Raw genomic sequence first — 19,407 nt, 5'->3', positions numbered from 1 at the left:
GTTGGGTGACGGGACTTTATCACCCCTACCACCGTCCGTACGTTAAATGTACTCGATCCATACGCCATTAGTACGCCATAAGGTCGTTTCAGTGTAGGGTGAGGGGCGGAGGTCCCTTCATGTCCGAGTTGTTCGACGCGGTTGACGCGCTGGTCGCGTCCCGCTCCCCGCTGCCGCCGCCGGCCGAGCGCAGGCGGCTGCGCCAAGCACACGCGCTCACCCTGGACGAGGTGGCCTCTGCCCTGGGCGTGCGGCGGGCGACCGTGGGCGGCTGGGAGTCGGGCAAGGCCGAGCCCCGGCCCCCGGAGCGGGAGGCGTACGCGCGCCTGCTCCAGCAGCTCGCCAAGCTCTACCCCGCCCCCGGGAGCGCTGGCGCCCCGCAGGAGGACACGGACACCGCAACGCCCGCAGCACCGGCTCGGCCCCCGGGCGGGGCACCGGAAGCTGCTGCCGCGCCTGTGGCCGAGGAGCCCCCGGCCGCTCCCCCGGCGCCGGGCCAGCACGCGGCACCGGCCCCTGTGTCGCTGCCGCGGGCCGGAGCCCCGGATCCGCGGCGTCCCGCTGCAAAGAAGGCCGCCCCGGCGAACACCCGCGCGCCCGGCGGGGCGTACGCACACGGTCCGCTGCTCGTCCTCGACTCCGACACGGATCGGAATGTCACCGGCTACGGCGTCGGCGGGCTGATCGTGGACGTACCCGCCAAGTCGCTGCCCGCGCTGGTGGAGTGGACGCTCACCGAGGCGCGGCTGGGGTCGGAGAAGCTGCACGGCTCGGGCAAGGACAGCGACCCGCTGGTGGTGCTCACCGAAGCGGCGTGCGAGCGCTACGGCCTGCCCCGGGAGCTGTCCGAGAGCGAGCGGCTTGCTGGGCGGCTGCCGGAAGGGCACAAGGTCATCAAGCAGCTGGAGCGCGCGGAGTGGCAGCTGACCAAGCGCGGGCTGGGGCCGTGGGCACGGATCTACCGCCCCGCCCAGGGCAGCCACCGCCAGTGCGTGCAGCTGTGCATCCCCTCCTGGCGGGCCCTGGACGACCGCTCCTGGGGCCATGCCGCGCAGCTTCAGCCGGCCGAAATCGCCCGCGTGCTGGGCGTGTACGCGACCCGGGTGATGACGCCGGTCGGCTCCACCGCCGTGACGGGGCTGCAGCTGATGAACGCGCTCAACCCGCCGACCCGCGCCAGCGAGCCCGACGCCGACGGCAAGCGGCACCGCGAGCACCGTCCCGGCTCACTGGGCACCGAGCCGATGGACCCCGCCCCGTGCGAGGCGACCGACGGACACCCCGTCCTGGCCCATCTGCCCCGCTTCCACGTCCGCGGCCCCGGCGAGCGGCTGTTCGAGGAAGCCTACGACTGGGCACGGGACCTGACGGACGCCGAGTGCATGCAGCGACACCTCGTCGGCATCGACGTCAACCTCGCCTTCGGCGCGGCCGCCAACGGCGCCGTCGTCGGCCTGGCATCGCCGCCCGTGCACGTCACCCGCCCGGTCTTCGATGCGGCGGTGCCCGGTTCCTGGCTGGTCGACCTCTCCCACGTCGACCTGTCCCGGGTGAAGGTCGCCAAGCAGTGGCGCGACCTCGAAGCCGGCCTGCTGCCCAGCCCGTTCACGCCCACAGGCGAACACCCGACCGGTCCGGCCTGGTACGCCACGCCCACCGTGGCGTACGCCGTGGAGCTCGGCTACAGCGTCGCACCCGTGGAGGCGTGGGTGCGCCGGGAGAGCGGCCGGTTCCTGGACGGCTGGTACAAGCGGCTGCGCGACGCCTACGTCGTCACCATGGCCGACCTCGGCGTCCCGGAGAAGCTGTCCCCGGCCGACTTCCTGAAGGCGATGGACGGCTACAAGAGCCGTGACCCGGAACTCGGGATCGTGGTGGACGCGGTCAAGATGACCGTGAAGGGCGGGATCGGCAAGCTGCAGGAGAAGGCGCGCGGCGGCGGCTGGAAGCCGGGGCAGGCCTGGCCCGCCCTCGCCCGACCGACATGGCGCCCCGACATCCGTGCGACCGTCATCTCCCGGGCCCGGATCAACATGCACCGCAAGATGCTCAACCTGGCAGCCGCCACCGGGCAGTATCCGGTCGCGGTCCTGTCCGACTGCGCGGTGTATGCCGCCGACGGCCCCAGTCCGCTGGACGTCCTGCCCCACGATGCCGACGGCAAGACCGTGCCGGGCTCGTTCCGGCTGGGAGTGTCGCCCGGCATGGTCAAGCACGAAGGCACCCAGAGCGTGCTGTGGGGTGCGGACGTGCTCGAACAGCTCGGCGCCGCCGACGGACGTGTCGCCAACCTCGCCCGCTACATCAAGACCGGCGAGGTCACCACCAAGGACACCGGAGAATAGGGAGCGTCACAGGCGATGGTCACGGTCGGGGAAGAACTCGACAAGGCGGTGCAGGGAGCGTTCACACGTCCCGTCCCCAAGTCCGCCGGGGCGCAGATGCGTTACCTGGTCCGACAGCACCAGCGCAGCACCCGGAGCGTGGCCGAGCTGCTCGGCATCAGCCAGCGCACCGTCGAACGCTATGTGAAGAACCAGATCAAAAAGCCCCGGCCTGAGCTCGCCGACCGGCTGGAGCGTGAGGTCCGCACGCGCTGGCAGCCGCAGGTCCGGGCGAAGGCGAAGGAGGCCGCGGCCACCACGAGCGGCATCATGGTCGATGTCCAGGCCCGGTTCGGCTACACCGCCGCCCCTGGCACCACCGACCAGGCCCGCGTACGCCACCTCACCCTCGCCCTGCCACCCCACCACGCCGCCCGCCTCCTTCAAGCCCAGGAAGCAGGCGTCGACGAGGACGAACTCCGCCAGGTCGCGGCCGAGGCCCTGGGCGAGATCTACTTCCGCGACAACGGCCGCCGCGCCCACGGCCTCGAAGTGAAACTCACCGACGTCCTCGACCTCCAGTTCGAGCTATAGACCGGTACGGCGCGAGCCCGCCTTGAGGGAACCGATCGCGCGCTCGGTGTGCGAGCGGGCGCTCACCACCAAGCGATCAGGGGTCTTCGGAGTCGGAAGCCCTCTGGGCTGAAGTTGACTACCGGGCCAGTGACTGCAGTCCGCTGACCAGATCGGACTGGGCCATGTCGTCACGATCGGCCGGTGTAAGCCAGCGCGTGGACGACCCGGCGTTGGTCCTCTGCACCCACAGCACATCGTCGACAGCCTCGGCGACGGCGTGCAAGTGGCTGATCACCATCACCAGACGTTCGCCACCAGTCTGTGCACGCAGTACGTCCAGCGCCAGGTCCAGGGCGGTGGTGTCGAGGGCGGCGAAGCCCTCGTCGAGGAAGAGGGAGCCGAGGGCCGGCCCGCTACGAGAGTGCAGTTCGGCAAGTGCCAGGGCGAGGGCGAGGGACGCCATGAACTTCTCCCCTCCCGACAGGCGGTTGGGGTGGTGGGCGACTCCGGAGCCGCGGCTGATGATGTCGAAGTCGTCCGCGAAACCGAACCGGCCGTCGGACATCTGCCCGAGCAGGTCGCTGGCGACGCCAAGCAGGGCGCGGGTCCGCAGTGTGGTGAGGTGGCCCAGGAACTTGGCGTCGACCAGTTCACGGCGTAGTACCTCGAGGGCTTCGTAGCGGGCTTCGCCCGAGGTGATGGCGAAGTCCAGGTCGGCGGCCGACTTGATCAGATCCTGTGCTTCGCGCTGTTTGCGGCGCTGGTCTTCGGCTTCCTTGGTTGCCTGCGCGGCTGCGGCGACGAGGGGGTGAAGTGATGTGGGTGTGGTCAGGCTGGCCGAGGCGTCGAAGTCGTCGACGTCGGCGAGTGCGGCTGCATGCTCGCCGAGTCGGCTTTCGGCGGCGGATGCCTGCTCTGTCGCCGTTGCGGCTCGCTCGGCGAGTTTGTCGATGAGTGCCAGGGTCGTCGTCGAGAGGGCGGCGGCGTAGTGGCGGATCTCGGCGATCGTCGGCTGGGGAGGAGTTGCCGGCAGTGTCGGCCGGTCGGCCTCATCGAGATGTGCGCCGGCTTGAACGGCAGCCTGGGCCCACGCGTCCAGGCTGTCGCGCAGTTTCTCCAGGGGACGTTCGAGGCGGATTCGGGCGTCGTGGTCGAGGGTGCGCTGGTCGGCGAGTATCGCGTTCATCTCAGCGCGGGTTTCTTCCCTCTGGCCGAGCAGCCCTTGGAGTTCGGTCTGCCGGGCGGTGACGGCTGTAGTGGCGGCGTCCGTCTGCGCGGTGGCGATGTCGATCGGGTGCTGCGGCAGCATCGCCCGGATGCGCGCGGGAAGCATGTCGATGTCGGCGGCGGTCCTTGCCATGGCCCGGATGTGACGCTCGTGAGCCGCGGATGCCTCTTTGGCGTCTCGGTGGTGCGCTCTCGTGCGTTCTGCCAGTGCTCGGCGGTCTGCTTCGATCCCGAGCGTGTGACGGCGCTCTTCGTCCTTCAGGTTTTCGGCGTGTGTGGTGGCCGTGTGCTCGCAGGCGGAGATGGCGTCGGTGATCGCCGCTGTGTCCTGCTCGGGATGTGCGGCGCCGGGGGTGGCCAGGGCCGTAGTGGCTGCGGTCAGCCTTGCCGAGGCTGATGTGTCGTCGAAGTCCGTGCCTGCTCCGGCGGCCTGGGCGGCGAGGCTCCGGAAGGCTTGTACCGCCTTCTCGATCTTCTCCTGTGTCATCTGCTGTGCGCTTCGGTGCTCGTTGGCGCGTTCGAGTGCCGCTGCGTCGGCGACGGCTACTGCGGTGCGGGCGGCGGCGCGCAGGTCGACGGCCGTGTCGTGTGCGCTCTTCGCCTGCTCCCGTTGCCGGTTCGCCTCGGCCAGTTCATGCGCGTCGGTCTGCTCGGGGCCGAAGTCGGCCGGGAGCTGTCGGTGGCATACGGGACAGTCGTCGCCGGGGTGCAGTTCTGAGGCGATCGCGGCGGCCTTCTTCCGCAGCCGGAGTGCCTCCACGTGTGTCTCGGCCGCGGTGAGGTCCTTGTAGGCCGCGGTTGCTCTGGACTCCGCCGGAACGAGGTCATCGTGGGCGGATTTCTGTCGGCTCAACGCGGTGGCGTGGGTGCGCGCGGTGTCGGCGATGTGGCGGGCCGCCGAGAGGGCCTCGTCGCGCGCGGTACGGGCTGCGGTGGCGCACTCACGAATCTGCTTGCTGTTCTCGGCTGCGGTACGGGCTGCGTCCGCTGTCGCTTGGGTGCGTGCGGCGCGTTCGGCCAGTTCTCCTTCGGCCGTGGCGATGTCGTCGCGCTCGTCGTCGAGCTGTGTGGTGAGGGAGGCCAGCCGGTCGCGTTCGCTGCGGTGTTCCTCGGCGGTTTCCGCGAGGGTCTTCAGGACCATCGCGGCCTGGGCCAGGGTGTCGCGGCCCTCTCCTTGCATCTCTGCCGCGGTGATCGCTCCGGTCAGTTCCTCTTCCCTGGATGCGGCCTTCTCGGCTCGCCGGTCGAGGGTGGCGCGCCGTGCGGTGAGGTCGGTTGCCTCGGAGTCGAGCGTGTCCAGGGTCGTGGCGGCGTCGGTCACCTTGCGTGTGGCCAGGGTCTCGGAGGCGCTGGTGGCAGCCGTCGCGGCGTGGCGGGCTTGCGAGGCTTCTTCCTGCAGTGCGGTGATGCGGACGACGGCGGTGTCCAGGCGTTCGGCCTGGGCCGTGGCCGTGTCGGCGGCCGCACCCGCTGCTGCGGCCGTCTCTTCGGGGTTGTCCGGCATGGGGGCCCGTTTGGCCCGGGCGTCGCCCAGCAGTTGCTGGAGTGTGCGGCTGTGGCGGGCCGCCAGGTTCCGGACTGTTTCCAGTGATTCGGCGCCGAACAGTTCTCGGAGCCGTTCGCTGCGTTCCTTGGGGGCTGCGGTGAGGAGTTGGTCGAACTTGCCCTGCGGGAGCAGCCCGACGCGCAGGAAGGTGTCGTAGCTCATCTGCAGCACCGTTTTGATGCGGTTGTCGACGGCTGTGGCGCCGTCGGTCTCTTCGCCGGTGTCCAGGTTTTTCAGGTGGTGTCGGCCCGCGTTCGGGTTGGTGGCGTGCATGGTGCGGTGGACACGCCAGTTCTGCCCGTCGTGCAGGAAGCTGAGTTCGACGCTCATGGCCTGCGCGCCGTCGGCGATGAGCTGCCGGGGTTCCTTGGCGTCCCAGGAGCTTTTGCGGAACAGGGCGAAGGCGATGGCGTCGAGCAGGGTGCTCTTGCCGGCGCCGGTGTCGCCGAGGACCGCGACCAGGCTCTTGCCGGTGAAGTCGACGGTTGCCTGGGCGGGGTAGCTGCGGAATCCGGTGAGGGCGAGGGTCATCGGTTTCATCGCGTGGTCTCCGCGTCGGTGGTGCCGATGCCGGTCAGCAGGCTGGAGCGGTCAAGGGTGTCGAGGGGCCGGCCAGCGATGGCCGCGCTCAGCAGCGTCTCCTCGCAGCACGGTGCGGGGTCCTCGGGGTCGGGTTCGGCTCGCAGGTGGGCGAAGGCGGCCATGGCGCGGTCCAGGGCCAGGCCGCCTGTGCCGCGGTCGGCGAGGTAGTCGTGCAGCAGGTCGTCGATGTCGGGCAGTTCGGTGGCGGAGGTCTGCCGGTTCAGCACGCGGTGTGCTGAACCGGTGCGGCGCTGGTCGGTGTCGACGAGCGTCGCCTGCGGCAGCAGCCTGGCGAGGGTGTCCGGCAGGGACGGGTCGAAGGTATCTACGTTCACCACTGCCTTCACCCAAGCGTCCCCCACGCGGGCGGCGCGGTGGGCGATCTGTTCCAGGGTTCCGTCGAGGCGGACCAGGCGGCGGCCTGCGGTCAGCGGCTCGAGTTCGATGCGGGGGTTGGTGTCCGGGCCGATCTCGGCGAGTACGACGCTCTTGGTGTCGCCGGTCTCGCCGAAGTCCATCTGCAGCGGGCTGCCGGCGTAGTAGGCGGGGAATCCGGAACGGCCGACGGGCTGGGGTTTGTGGATGTGGCCGAGGGCGCCGTAGGCGACGTCGGGCAGGTCCGTGGCCGCGGCCGCGTACTCAGTGTTCAGGGATATGCGCCGCTCCGAGTAGGACGGGAGGGCTCCTTCGACGAACAGGTGGGCGGCGTAGACCAGGACGTCCCGGGGGCCGCGGCCAGCACTCAGGCGGCGGTAGACCTCGGCTTGGACGGTGCGCATCCGCTCGGCGTAGGTCGCGGTGGTCAGGGCGGGGTCGGCGAAGTCGTAGGTGAAGCGGTTGGGGTGCAGGTAGGGCAGTGCGCCGATGCGCAGGGTGAGTTCCCCGTTCCTGGTGGGGTATTCGGCGAGGAGCAGTCTGTCGGGGCGGGCGTCGGTGGCGAAGCGGACCCGGGTCTGGTCTCCTTCGCGGGCGCCTGTGTCGTTGAGGACGTATTCCAGGAACGTCAGGACGTGAGTGGTGTCGTGGTTGCCGGCGACGACGACCACGGGCGCGATCGTGCCGAGGCGGCGTAGTGCCTGGGCCGCGCGGCGCATGTCGTCCAGGCCGGGGCGGGGGCTGTCGAAGAGGTCGCCGCTGTGCACGATCAGGTCGGGGGCGTAGTCCTCGGCGATGGCGATGATTTCGTCCAGGACGGCGTCGACCTCGCTGTCACGTCGGTGGCGGCCGATCTGGCGGCCCAGGTGCCAGTCGGAGGTGTGGAATACGCGTCCCGTCACGGGTTCCTCCAGAGGGACGGCCTGCGGGCGGCGCGGGCTGCGCCGCCGCGGCCGGAGGTTCGGTGGCGTCGACTGTACACCGACTCTCAGGAAAAAATCTGGAAAGCCCTGGAACTCTGGTAGCGTCTGGGGCATGAGTGATCCGCTGGACGCCCTGGAGAAGAGCATCAGCACGCTGCGCCGCGCGATCCGCGACGCTTCCGCCGCCGGTGACACCGAGCGGGCCGGCGAGTTGCGGGCGCAGCTGCGCCGCGCCGAGCGGGCCTGGGACGCCCTCGTCGACACGGGGGAACCGGCCCCCGTTCCGCCCCGCCCTGTACCGGAGGCGGCCCCGGCCGCCCGGGGATCGCAGCTACCGGCGCGCGAGCACGTCCACCGCGCTCTGATGCTGCTCGGGACCCCGGCCGCGCCCAAGCTGATCGTCGGGGTGCACGAGGCGTTCTTCCCGGGCGAGCTCTCCGCCTCCAAACTCTCCAGCCTGCGCCGGGACGAGGAGCGCTCCTACCGGTCCAGCCCGGGGGCCCGGCCGTACTACCTGTGCCCGGCGCTGGCGCACGACCTGCTGACACCGGTGCGCGCCCTGGTGACCATCAGCACCTGGGCGCTGGAACAACGCATCATCGGGCCGCTGTCGCCGCGCGTCGACTTCCTCACCGGTGCGATCCGCATCGCGGAGACGGTGCACGCCTCGGCGATGTCGACAGGAAGCGAGGCGGGCCCAGCGGCACTGCGGCTGCTGTGGCGCTTCGCCGTCAACATCCCCGACGCCATGCCGAGGAACGCCTCCGGTCACGAGGGGGCACTGGACCCCCAGCAGGTGATCAACGCAGCCCAGGCCGAGCTTGATGTCCACGCCGACGCCGACCGCGCCGCCCGGGCCGAGGCCTCACGGCGGGCCCGCAAGTCGCTCCGCGACGACCAGCAGATGTTCGGTGCACCCCCGCAGGGCGTCACACGCCTGCGGGCCCGGGCCTGACACCCCGCCCTCAGAAGTTCCCCTCCCCCGCAAGGATCCCGACACCGTGAAAGCCCCCGTCGACACCCGCCTGGCCGCTCTGCGCGGATCCGCGAAACGCCTGGACTACAACGCCCGTTCGCTGGCCGCCCTGGAGAACAACCCGCGCTGCACGCTGCGGGCACTGCTGGACGCCTCCGGATCCAACAAAGCCGCGATCGCCGAGCACGCCGGCTACCCCTCTCCCTTCGGCCAGTCCGCCTTCGCCTTCGCCCGCGGCAACACCTTCGAGGCGATGGTGAAGGACAACGGCTGCGCGGAACTCCTGCGCGTCCTGCGCGAGACGCTGAAGCTGACGCTGCCCGAGGTGGCGTACCTGGACCTGAACGACGTCGGCGGCGACGGCCGTAACGAGACCCGCCACGACCGCACGGCCCGGGTGCTGCTGCAGGCAGCCCAGGGCACCGGCGACGGCACCCTGTTCGACCACCCCATGCTGTACCTCCAGGTCGGCGGGCAGGAGGCGTTCCTGGAGCCGGACCTGGTGGCTTTCCGTGTCGACGGTCGCTTCTACATCGTGGAGATCAAGAGTTTCCCGATCATCGACGGGCAGGCCGACCCAGCGCAGGTACGGTCGGCGACCACGCAGGCCTGCGCGTACGTCATCGCGCTGCGCGCCCTCCTTGATGAGGCGGGGATCGGCCGGGAGGCCGTGTCCGACACCATCGTGCTGGTCGCACCGAAGGACTTCACCAACCGCCCGACCGCGGCCTTCGTCGACGCCCGCAAGCAGGTGGCCGCCCTGACCCGTCAGCTGGCCCGCATCGAGCGCATCAGCGACCTCGTGGACCTGCTGCCCGAAGGGCTCACCTTCGACCTCGATCTCGGCAAGGACAAGCGGCCCCGCCGACCGGCCGAAGAACTGGCCGAGGCGCTGAATGAGGTGCCCGCGACGTATCGCCCGGACTGTCTGAACCACTGCGAGATGGCGTTCTACTGCCGCGCCCGTGCCCGTGCGGAAGCCTCACTGGACGTGCTCGGCCCTGTGGTGCGCGAACAGTTCGGCGGGATCGACACCACGACCATGGCCCTCGGGCTGGCCCGCGGGCAGCTGACACCGTCCGAAGACCAGAGGGACATGGCCGCCGCTCTGCGGCACGCCGCGCGGCTGCGTGCCGAGTTGGCCGGAGCATCCGGAGGTGCCGCGTGAGCATGCTGTCGGCGCTGGCGCAGGTAGAGGCCATGGAAACCATGACGGCGGTACGCCGGACCGAGTTCCGGCACCGGCGCCTGTCGGGCAGGCCACTGGTGATCATCCCGCTGATGATGGCCGGAGAGGCCGGGGCGCCGCTGGCGGCCATGGTCGGCACCGCCAAGAGGGACATGACGCTGCTGGTCGTGCCGCAGCCCCGTAACCGGGACCAGAGGTTCGCGTTCGCCGCCGACCTGGGCCGGATCGTGATGGGGTACATCGACTCCTGCCGCCAGGACCGCCGCGGCAACAGCGACCGTTCCCACTACAGCGACGCGCCGCAGATCCTCGTCCCCAACCACGGCGGCGTCAAAGCCCTGGCCGACCTCGGACGCATGTGCCGCTTCCGCTCGACGTCCGGCCCCTACGCAGTCCCGGACGTCGTCCCCGAGTTCGGCATGTGGCTGACCTTCCTCGTCGACACCGCCGAACAGGCTGGCACCTCCCTGCTGCTGCCCGTCACCTTGATGCTCACCGAGCACTGGGCCACCGGCCAAAGCACACTGGAGGACCAGAACCTGGCCTCCCTCATGGCCTGGATCGCTCCCCCGCCCGGACTGAGCGTCGAGCAGGCCATGGTCGATGCCGAGAACCCGGACGTCTGCCCGCCAGCAGGACCGGCGACATCCCCGGAGTTCGACAACCGTGACCTGGCACCGGCGATCAGTCGGTTCGACACAGCCCACGCCCTCGGCGACCCGCACGCGCTGGCAGCCGCCCAGAGCGAGCTGAGCGACCTGATCGCAGAACAGGTCAAGCCCACATGGCGCATGACGTGGGAGGCCATATCGCTGCTGCGCTCCGTCCCCGAGGCCCCGCAGACCGCCACGCGGTTCAGGAGCGACTGCGTGTCCTTCACCAAGTACTCCGACTACCGGGACTCCGGCGGCCTTCCCCAACGCAAGCGTGACACCGCCATCGGCGCGGCGCAGCGCCTGAGCCGGCTGGAACGCGCCCTGGTCGAGTTCGAATCGGCCATGGCGTTCGACGACCGGTTCGTGCGGGCCGACCGGCGCAGCTCCGGGGAGGCGTTCGCCGGAACAGTCGTGGAGAGCGAGCCCGGCCGGCTGTTCACCACGCCCAAGAACACGCAGGTGCCGCGTCCGCACGTCATAGTCCGCACCGACGACCCCGTGCGACTGGCCGTCGGCACCAAGCTGATCAGCCCCTCCATGCCGGCGAGCCACAAGGCCGTCATCGTCTCCCTCCTCCGCGACGGCGACAGCACGCTGGTCACGGTGGAGGTCACCCGCGGCATGGGGCGCGCCCGTGTCCCGAAGCCGGGCACCGTGCCGATGCCCGACCAGGACATCGCCTACCTGCCCGACCCTGGCTGGCGCCCGAGACCGGAGTTCCCGGCATCCGAGCACACCCCGTGGACCCACATCGCCGGCCACGACGAGCCTGACACCGACTCCGCCGTACCCGAGGACGCCGCCGCAGAGGAGTGGGGCCATGAGGACTGACAACGACACCGCACCCGACCCCGCCTCGGCCGCGAACGCCGCCGCTGCGGCGATTCTCGCCGACCTGGCCGACACCCGGCACCGGGCCGTCGTCGTCGACTCTCCGCCGGGCGCCGGCAAGAGCACCCTGGTGGTCCGCGCCGCTCAGGAGCTCGCCGTCGGCGGCGAACGCCCGATCGTCGTCGCCCAGACCAACAACCAGGTCGACGACCTGATCAAGAGTCTCGCCGAGAAGCATCCCGACATCGCCGTCGGCCGCTTGAGCGCCGGGGACTACAGCGCGCCGCAAGCCCTGAGCGGGCTGGCGAACACGAGCATCGGCCCTACCCTGGCCGACCTGGCCGGCTGCCAGATCATCGTCGGGACCGCCGCCAAGTGGGCCACCGTCCGCGACGCCACGTTCGGCTGGGCGATCCTGGACGAGGCCTACCAGATGCGCTCCGACATGCTCCTGCAGATCGTCGAGCGTTTCGACCGCGGCCTGTTCGTCGGCGACCCGGGCCAGTTGGACCCGTTCACGATCGTCGGGACCGAGCGCTGGATCGGGCTGCCGCACGACCCGACGCAGAACGGCGTCAGTGTGATGCTGGAGCACAACCCGGGCATCCCCGTGCACCGCCTGCCGGTGTCCTGGCGCCTCCCGTCCTCCGCCGCCCCCACCGTCAACGAAGCCTTCTACCCGTTCACCGACTTCACCGCCGGAACCGAACAAGGCACCCGTGCCCTGGAGTTCGCCACCGCCGGATTCGGCCGCACCGACCTGGACGAGACCCTCACGATGGCCTTCACCACCGGCTGGGCCCTGCACGAGCTCAAGCGCCGCCATGTCCCGCGCACCGACACCGAAACCCTCCAGACCGCCGCCGATCTCGCCGCCCGGCTGCTGATCCGCGGAGCGATCGCCACCTGCGAACTCAGCCGCGACGGCCGCCCCCTGACCGCCGGCGACATCGCCATCGGCGTCGCCCACCGCGACCAGGCCGACCTGGTGCGCACCGCACTCGCCCGGACGGGTAACCCGGACGCTCCCGGCGTGGCGGTCGACACCGCGAACCGGCTGCAGGGCCGCGAGTTCGAAGTCGTCATCGTCGTGCACCCGCTGTCCGGCCGCCGGGACGCCACGGCCTTCCACCTCGAGGCCGGACGACTATGCGTCCTCGCCTCCCGCCACCGGCAGGCATGCATCGTCGTCGCCCGCGAAGGCATCGCCGACCTGCTGGACAGCCACCCCTCGACCGACCCGGTCCATCTGTCCGTGCCCGCCAAGTTCCCGGACGGCTGGGAGGCCAACCAGGTCATGCTGGACAAACTCGCCCAGCACCGCGTCGCCGCATGACACCTGCGCGGGCGTCGGCGCCTCGGGAAACCCAGCCGGATTCGCAAATTCATTCGCTTTCCGGGGTTTTGTCAGTGGTGGTTTCTACAGTGAATTCATCTGCTGTGCCAAGAGCGGGACAGATGTTGCGTGCGATCGGGGGGGTTGCGTGGATTTCGACCAGGTCACGGCGCTTGTCCGCCATCCGGCGTGGATGCTGCTGCGTGCGGACAACGCCGCTCTGGTGTTGTCGTTCTGCGGCACGGTGTTCGTCGACGAGAACGCGCGCGGTGTGCCGGAGACCGTGCTGGAGTCCCGGCTGGACGACCGGCTCTACCTCCTCAACGGGGAAGATCCCGGCTCGTTTCCCCGGTCCGCCGACGCCTATCTGGCGGAGTGGACGAAGAACGGCTGGCTGCGCAAGTACTACCCGCCCGGGGAGGACGATGCGCATTTCGACGCGACCGCGGCTCTCGAGAAGGCCGTGGCCTGGGTGCGGGACCTGCCCGCGCGTTCGTTCATCGGAACCGAGTCCCGTCTGAACACCATCGTCGCGCTCCTGCGGCAGATGGCGTTCGGAACGGAGACCGATCCGCAGACACGCATCGACGAACTGCGCCGGGAGCGTGACGCGATCGACGCCCAGATCGCCCGGCTGCGCGCCGGTGAGGTCGACATGCTGTCCCCGCTCGCACTGCTGGACCGCTATCAGCAGGTGGAGAGCACCGCGGTCGAACTCCTGCGGGACTTCCGCGAAGTGGAGGCCAATCTTCGGGAACTGGACGTGCGTCTGCGCCACCAGGTCGCCACCGCCGAGGGAGGGAAGGGGGAGCAGCTGGCCGCGTTGCTGCTGGACCGCGACGAGATCGCCCGGTCCGATCAGGGACAGAGTTTCCAGGCGTTCTTCGACTACCTCCTCTCCCCCCGCCGCCAGCAGGAACTGCGGGAACTGCTGCAGCAGGTCAACCATCTTCCTCAGTTGGAAGGCCGGGCCAACCGGAGCCTGCTGAAGATCCCCTTCGCCTGGCTGGAGGCGGCCGAGAACACCCAGGACACGGTCCGGCAGCTGACCGAGCAGCTGCGCCGCTTCCTGGTCGACCGCAGCCGCACGGAGGACCGCCGCGTACTGGCACTGGTGCGCTCCGTCCAGCGTCACGTCACCGCTCTGGAAGGCCGGACCGACCTGCCCGGCATGACGCTGGACGTCCCGCAGGCACATCTGACGCTGCCGATGGAACGGCGGCTGTACATGCCGGTCGAGCGCATCGAGCTGGACACCGCGGCGGGGGAGGAAACCGACGACGCGGAGGTGGACATCTCCGAGCTTTTCTCCGGCGTCCACGTCGACACCGAGGCGCTGACCGGTCATGTCCTGGAGGCGGTCGCCGCGAGCCCGAGCGGCCAGGCGAACCTGGCCGCCATCGTCGACGACCACCCGCTGACCCTGGGGCTCGCGGAACTGCTCGCCTACTTCCAGGTGGAGCACCCCGGCCTGGGCATGATCGTGGACCCGGACCGCACCGACGTCCTTGTCTACCCGCGCGTCCACGTGCCCGGGCACACACAGGCGAGAGTGCCGCACGTGACGTTCGTACGCGACGAAGGCGGCACCGCCGCCGGAAAGGCGGAACAGGAGTGAACGCCCTGACCGTCCCCGTGGTCCACCTGCTGAAAGCAGGCGTGCTCTATCAGAGCGACGCCCCTGCAGTCTGGGAGCAGATCGTCAGCCAGCAGGCGGCGATCGGCGACTACCTCGGCGTGATCGGCCTCGACGTCGTCATCGACCGCGCCGAGGGCTACGCCTACGTCCGGCAGCAGGATCTCGACTCCCGTGACGACGGCGTCACGGTGCCGCGGCTGGTCACCCGCCACCGGCTCTCGTTCCCCGTCAGCCTGATGCTCGTCCTGCTGCGCGGACGGCTCGCGGACAGCGACGCCGACTCCGCCGACCCGCGCCTGGTACTCACCCGCGACGACCTGGTCGAGATGATCCGCGGCTTTCTCCCACCACGCAGCAACGAAGCCCAGCTCGTCGACCAGATCGACGCCCACATCAAGAAGCTCGTGGACCTCAAGGCACTGCGCCAGACGAAACAGACCGGCGCCTACGAGGTCCGCCGCCACCTCAAGGCCCTGGTCGACGCCCAGGCCCTCAACGACTTCAACGGCCTCCTCGCCACCTACCGCGACGCTGCCTCCACCACGGCCAAGGACGACACATGACCCTCACCACCGACCCGGCAGCGCTCATCCCCCGGCAGGCAACGACCACAGAGCCCACCGGCACGTCCGGCGTCGGCCCCGGTTACCGGCTCGCCCGCCTGGAGGTGCTGAACTGGGGCACCTTCCACCGCACCGCCTGCACCTTCACCGTCGACGGGCACTGCGCCCTGCTCACCGGGGGCGTGGGATCGGGCAAGTCCACCCTGGTGGACGCGCTCACCACGCTGCTTCTGCCCGCCCACAAGATCGCCTACAACAAGGCGGCGGGCGCCGACGCCAAGGAGCGCGACCTGCGGTCCTACGTCCTCGGCCATCACAAGAACGAGCGCGTCGAAGCCTCCGACACCACACGCCCCGTGGGACTGCGCGACCACACCTCCTACAGCGTGATCCTGGGCGTCTTCACCAACTACGCCCTCGGCACCCATCTCACGCTCGCCCAGGTCTTCTACTGGACCTCCCCGACCAGCACCGGGCAGCCCGAGCGGTTCTACCTCACCGCCGAGACACCGCTGTCCATCGACACCGACTTCACCGGCTTCGGCACCGACATCACCGACCTGCGCCGACAGCTGAAACAGCGCGGGGCCACCATCCACGGCACCACGTACACCCAGTACGGCAAGGCACTGCTCAGAGGCCTGGGCATCCCCAGCCTGCAAGCCCTGGACCTGTTCCACCAGACGGTGTCGATGAAGGCTGTGGGCAGCCTGGACGAGTTCGTCCGCGAGCGGATGCTGGAGCCGTTCGACGCGAAGACGGCCGTCGACAAGATCGTCGCCCACTTCGACGCCCTCACCGCCAGCCACAACGAAGTCGTCCGGGCCCGTCGGATGATCGAAGACCTGACACCGATCGTGGGGGCATGCGACCGGTACGACACCGTCCAGAGGGAGATCACCGCCCTGGACAGGCGCCGCAGTGCCGTCCCCGCGTTCTTCGCCCAGCACCGCCACCGGCTCCTCACAACACGTCACACCACACTGGTGTCCGGTGCGGCGGAACTGGAGGAACTGCAGTTTGCTCGCGAGCGGCAGCTGGAACAGCTGCGCGGGACGGCCGACGGTCTGCGGCGCCGTATCGACGGCGTCGGCGGGGAGAAGCTCATCTTCCTGACCGGCCGGATCGAAGAGCTCGGCCGCGAACGCGAACGGCGCCGCAAACGCGCCACCGAGTACGGCACCTGGCTCGCGCAGGCCGGCATGGATCCCGTCACCGACGCTGCCTCCTTCCGCGAGCGGACCGGTCACGTCTCCACCGCCCGCTCCCGGGCCGAGGAACAAGAGCAGCAGTCCCGCGGGAAACTCGACGATCTCGCCATCGCGCGCCACGACAACACCACCGCGACCGACACGCTGCGGCGCGAGATCACCAGCCTGCAACAGCAACGCTCCAACATCCCCGCCCAGTTGCTGGCCCTACGCCGCGAACTCGCCACCGCCACAGGCGTCTTGGACGAAGTCCTGCCATTCGCCGGCGAGCTGATCCAGGTCCGCGACGACGAAGCCGAGTGGGCCGGCGCCGCCGAGCGCGTACTGCACGGGTTCGCCTTGTCCCTGCTGGTCCCCCACGCCCACTACGACACCGTCTCGGCCTGGGTCAACGGCCGTCACCTGGGCCTCAGACTGGTCTACTACCAGGTCCCCGCCCACACACCCCTCACCACGCTGCCGGACGACCCCACCCTGCTGACCGGCAAACTCCAGCTCAAGTCCGACAGCTGGGCCCGCGACTGGCTCGCCGCGCGGCTGCGCTCGCGCGCCGACTACCTGTGCGCCGAAGATCTGGACGTGTTCACCCGCGCCGCCCGGCCCGCCGTCACCCGGCAGGGCCTTGTCAAGGGCGGCGGCGGCCGCCACGAGAAGAACGACGCCCACCGCATCGACGACCGGCGCAACTGGGTGCTGGGCTGGAGCAATCAGGCCAAGCTCGACGCACTCCTCGCCGAGGCCGCCCGCCTCACCCGCGAAAGCGCCGGCATCACCACGGCCACCCGGGAACTGGAGAACCAGCAGCGGGACCGCGCCGGAACCAGTGCCGCTCTCACCCTGCTGGCCAGCGTCGGCACCTACGCGGAACTCGACTGGCCAAGTACCGTCGCGGACATCGAGCAGTTCGAGCAGCAGAAGAGCGCTCTGGAAGCAGAAGCCGGTCTGGACAAGCTCACCACGCAGTTGCAGAGCACCGAGAACGAGATCGTACAGAGCAGCAAGACGTTCACCACAGGACAGGAGGAACTGGGCGGCCTGCGCCGAGATGTCCAGCACATCGCCGACCTGCTGGACAGGACCACCACGTTCCTCGCGCAGTGCGACCTCGACGGCATGGCGGAGCACGAGGAAGCCCTGGGGAAGTTCCTGCCCGCAGCCGACAGCGACGAGCACAAGCTCCTGGAGATGCTGGACGACGCCGAGCGCCATGCCTCAGCACGTCTGCTGCGCAGCAGCAGCAGCCGTCACGACGCCCTGCGCCACGCGAGCAGCCAGGCAGCGGGCCTGATGGCCGCCTTCCGCGGCAGGTACCCGGTGCACACCACCGAGCTGGACAACACCATCGAATCCGCCGACGGCTACCGCGCGTTGCACAGCCGTCTCACCGACGAGGACCTGCCCCGGTTCGAGGAGCAGTTCCTCCAATACCTGCGCACCAACGTCATTCACGACATCGCTTCCTTTCAGGCCCGTCTCGGCGCCCAGGAGCTGCAGATCCGCGAGCGCATCGACGTGATCAACGCCTCGCTGGCCGGCATCGACTACAACCCGGGCCGCTACATCCGGCTCAACGCCGCCCCCACGCCGAACAAGGAGATCCGCGAGTTCCAGCACGACCTGCGCGCCTGCACCAGCGAAACGCTCTCGAACGACACCGACGACGCGTACACCGAGGAGAAGTTCCTCCAGGTCAAGGCGCTCCTCGACCGCTTCAAGGGCCGCCCGGAGTACACCCGTCCCGACAAAGACTGGACCGCCCGGGTCACCGACGTGCGGCGCTGGTTCGTCTTCTCCGCCAGCGAACTCAACCGCGAGGACGACACCGAGTACGAGGTCCACTCCGACTCCGGCGGCAAGTCCGGCGGCCAGAAGGAGAAACTCGCCTACACCATCCTCGCGGCTTCCCTCGCCTACCAGTTCCGCATCGACCCCACCGCCGCCAAACCCAAGACCTTCCACTTCGTCACCATCGACGAAGCCTTCGGACGCGGTGACGACCCCTCCGCCCACTTCGCCCTCGACCTGTTCCGGAGCCTGGGCCTGCAACTCCTCGTCGTCACCCCGCTCCAGAAACTCCATGTCATCGAGCCCCACGTCACCCGCGTCGGCTACGTCGACCGCCCCGACAAGACCCGCTCCCGCCTGAACAACCTCACCATCGAGGAGTTCCGCGCCCACAAGCAGGCAGCGGCCCGGCAGGCGAACCGGCACCCGAAGGAGCAGTCGTGACCCCGGCAGAATGGACCCGCCCCGAGCAGGTGGTGGAAACCCTGCGCCGCAAGTGGACCAGCGGCCGCTACCTCACCGCCGTCGCGGACGGTCATCCCTTCGAACCCATCGGAGTGCCGCTGAAGGGCCCGACCGCGGCCGACGCCCTGCAGCACTACGAGCAGGCGCTCGCCTGGGCCCAGTGCTGGGCCCCCGACCGGAACCCTCATCTGCGCATCCAGACCAAATCCATCGGAGGCCGCAACGGCACTCCGTCGAACACCGTCCCGGCCAGAGCCTGGGTCGACACCCGCGACGGCCTCTGGACGCTGCTCCGCGTCACCCACCAGGTCGACCACTTCCACACCCTGCACGAGCAGACGGCGCGCCAGGATCCCGGCATCGCACAATGGATGGCCGACCACCCCATGAAGGTCCTCACCCACGCCGCAGACTGGCAACGGCTCGTGCGCACCGCGTGCTGGATCCGAGACCACGACACCGAGGCGGTCTACCTGCGCGAGATAGACACCCCGGGCGTGGACACCAAGTTCATCGAGACCAGCAAAGGAATCCTCGCCGAACTCCTCGACTGTGTGCTCCCTGAAAGCCGCATCGACACCAGCGCGCCGAAGAGCGATCTTGTCGCACGCTACGGCTTCCGGGCCAAGCCCATGTACATCCGCTTCCGGTACCTCGGGGCCTCTCCCCTGCCTTTCAGTGAACTCACCGTTCGCGCCGAAGAACTCAACGCGCACCCGCCCAGCGCACGCACCGTCTTCGTCCTCGAGAACGAGACCACCTACCTCTCGCTCCCGCCGGTCCCCGACGCCATCGCCGTCCTCGGCTCCGGATACGCCGCTACCCTGCTGCGCCACCTGGCCTGGCTCAAAGACGTCGACCTCTACTACTGGGGCGACATCGACACACACGGCTTCGCCATCCTCAACCAGGTCCGAGGACTGTTCCCCCACACAAAGTCACTGCTCATGGACCGCGCCACCCTCCTCAGCCACGAGCCCCACTGGGGCGAGGAAAAGACCCAAGCCCCCGACAGCCTGTCTCATCTCACCCCCGAAGAGGCCCAGCTCGCACAGGACCTCCGCAACGGCACCTACCGGCCACACCTACGCCTGGAACAAGAACGCATCAGCATCGCTGCCATCCGAGTCGCCCTGACACAGAGTCAGCGTGAGGCATGACGAGCCCGATTATCCGCCCAGCCAAGCCATGCGACGCGCCCTC

At 69.6% G+C, this 19,407-nt stretch carries 12 protein-coding genes; 10 read left to right on the top strand and 2 right to left on the bottom strand.

Annotation, left to right across the window (positions count from 1 at the left end):
• The first annotated feature begins 119 nt into the window (after positions 1–119).
• Complete coding sequence (gene tap, locus ACFYWX_RS44220; protein WP_389431040.1) at positions 120–2,345, top strand: telomere-associated protein Tap; 2,226 nt, start codon at positions 120–122, stop codon at positions 2,343–2,345.
• Positions 2,346–2,360: 15 nt separating this feature from the next.
• The gene (gene tpg, locus ACFYWX_RS44215) at positions 2,361–2,918 is read left to right on the top strand and encodes a telomere-protecting terminal protein Tpg (RefSeq protein WP_389431039.1); all 558 of its coding nucleotides are present in this window, start codon (positions 2,361–2,363) and stop codon (positions 2,916–2,918) included.
• 118 nt (positions 2,919–3,036) lie between these two features.
• On the opposite strand, the gene ACFYWX_RS44210 is transcribed toward tpg, so the two are convergent.
• Both ACFYWX_RS44210 and ACFYWX_RS44205 read right to left on the bottom strand, forming a co-directional pair.
• The gene (locus ACFYWX_RS44210; RefSeq protein ID WP_389431038.1) at positions 3,037–6,213 is read right to left on the bottom strand and encodes an AAA family ATPase; all 3,177 of its coding nucleotides are present in this window, start codon (positions 6,211–6,213) and stop codon (positions 3,037–3,039) included.
• Complete coding sequence (locus ACFYWX_RS44205) at positions 6,210–7,532, bottom strand: exonuclease SbcCD subunit D (protein WP_389431036.1); 1,323 nt, start codon at positions 7,530–7,532, stop codon at positions 6,210–6,212. The genes ACFYWX_RS44210 and ACFYWX_RS44205 overlap by 4 nt, the downstream gene beginning before the upstream one ends.
• 133 nt (positions 7,533–7,665) lie before the next feature.
• On the opposite strand from ACFYWX_RS44205, the gene ACFYWX_RS44200 reads away from it, so the two are divergent.
• The 8 genes from ACFYWX_RS44200 to ACFYWX_RS44165 all read left to right on the top strand — a co-directional run bounded on the left by ACFYWX_RS44200 (position 7,666) and on the right by ACFYWX_RS44165 (position 19,364).
• A complete protein-coding gene (locus tag ACFYWX_RS44200; protein WP_389431035.1) occupies positions 7,666–8,508 on the top strand; it encodes a hypothetical protein in 843 nt (280 codons plus the stop codon).
• A 46-nt stretch (positions 8,509–8,554) separates the two neighbouring features.
• Complete coding sequence (locus ACFYWX_RS44195) at positions 8,555–9,697, top strand: hypothetical protein (RefSeq protein WP_389431034.1); 1,143 nt, start codon at positions 8,555–8,557, stop codon at positions 9,695–9,697.
• Positions 9,698–9,699: 2 nt separating this feature from the next.
• Complete coding sequence (locus ACFYWX_RS44190; RefSeq protein ID WP_389431062.1) at positions 9,700–11,205, top strand: hypothetical protein; 1,506 nt, start codon at positions 9,700–9,702, stop codon at positions 11,203–11,205.
• On the top strand, positions 11,195–12,541 hold the full coding sequence (locus tag ACFYWX_RS44185) for an AAA domain-containing protein (protein ID WP_389431033.1): 1,347 nt from the start codon (positions 11,195–11,197) through the stop codon (positions 12,539–12,541). Before ACFYWX_RS44190 ends, ACFYWX_RS44185 begins: the two co-directional genes overlap by 11 nt.
• Positions 12,542–12,689: 148 nt before the next feature.
• Positions 12,690–14,159, top strand: coding sequence for a DUF3375 domain-containing protein (locus tag ACFYWX_RS44180; protein WP_389431031.1), 1,470 nt, complete (start codon positions 12,690–12,692; stop codon positions 14,157–14,159).
• Complete coding sequence (locus ACFYWX_RS44175) at positions 14,156–14,743, top strand: DUF4194 domain-containing protein (protein ID WP_389431030.1); 588 nt, start codon at positions 14,156–14,158, stop codon at positions 14,741–14,743. Before ACFYWX_RS44180 ends, ACFYWX_RS44175 begins: the two co-directional genes overlap by 4 nt.
• Entirely contained in the window at positions 14,740–18,183 is a 3,444-nt protein-coding gene (locus ACFYWX_RS44170) for an ATP-binding protein (RefSeq protein ID WP_389431029.1), read from the top strand. Before ACFYWX_RS44175 ends, ACFYWX_RS44170 begins: the two co-directional genes overlap by 4 nt.
• Complete coding sequence (locus ACFYWX_RS44165) at positions 18,180–19,364, top strand: Wadjet anti-phage system protein JetD domain-containing protein (RefSeq protein WP_389431028.1); 1,185 nt, start codon at positions 18,180–18,182, stop codon at positions 19,362–19,364. Before ACFYWX_RS44170 ends, ACFYWX_RS44165 begins: the two co-directional genes overlap by 4 nt.
• The last annotated feature ends 43 nt before the right edge of the window (positions 19,365–19,407 follow it).

It is taken from the genome of Streptomyces sp. NPDC002888, assembly GCF_042888465.1.
In the GTDB taxonomy this organism is placed as follows: Bacteria; Actinomycetota; Actinomycetes; order Streptomycetales; family Streptomycetaceae; genus Streptomyces.
Note: the sequence above shows the minus strand (reverse complement) of the source record. Positions and strands in the feature narration are given on the sequence as shown.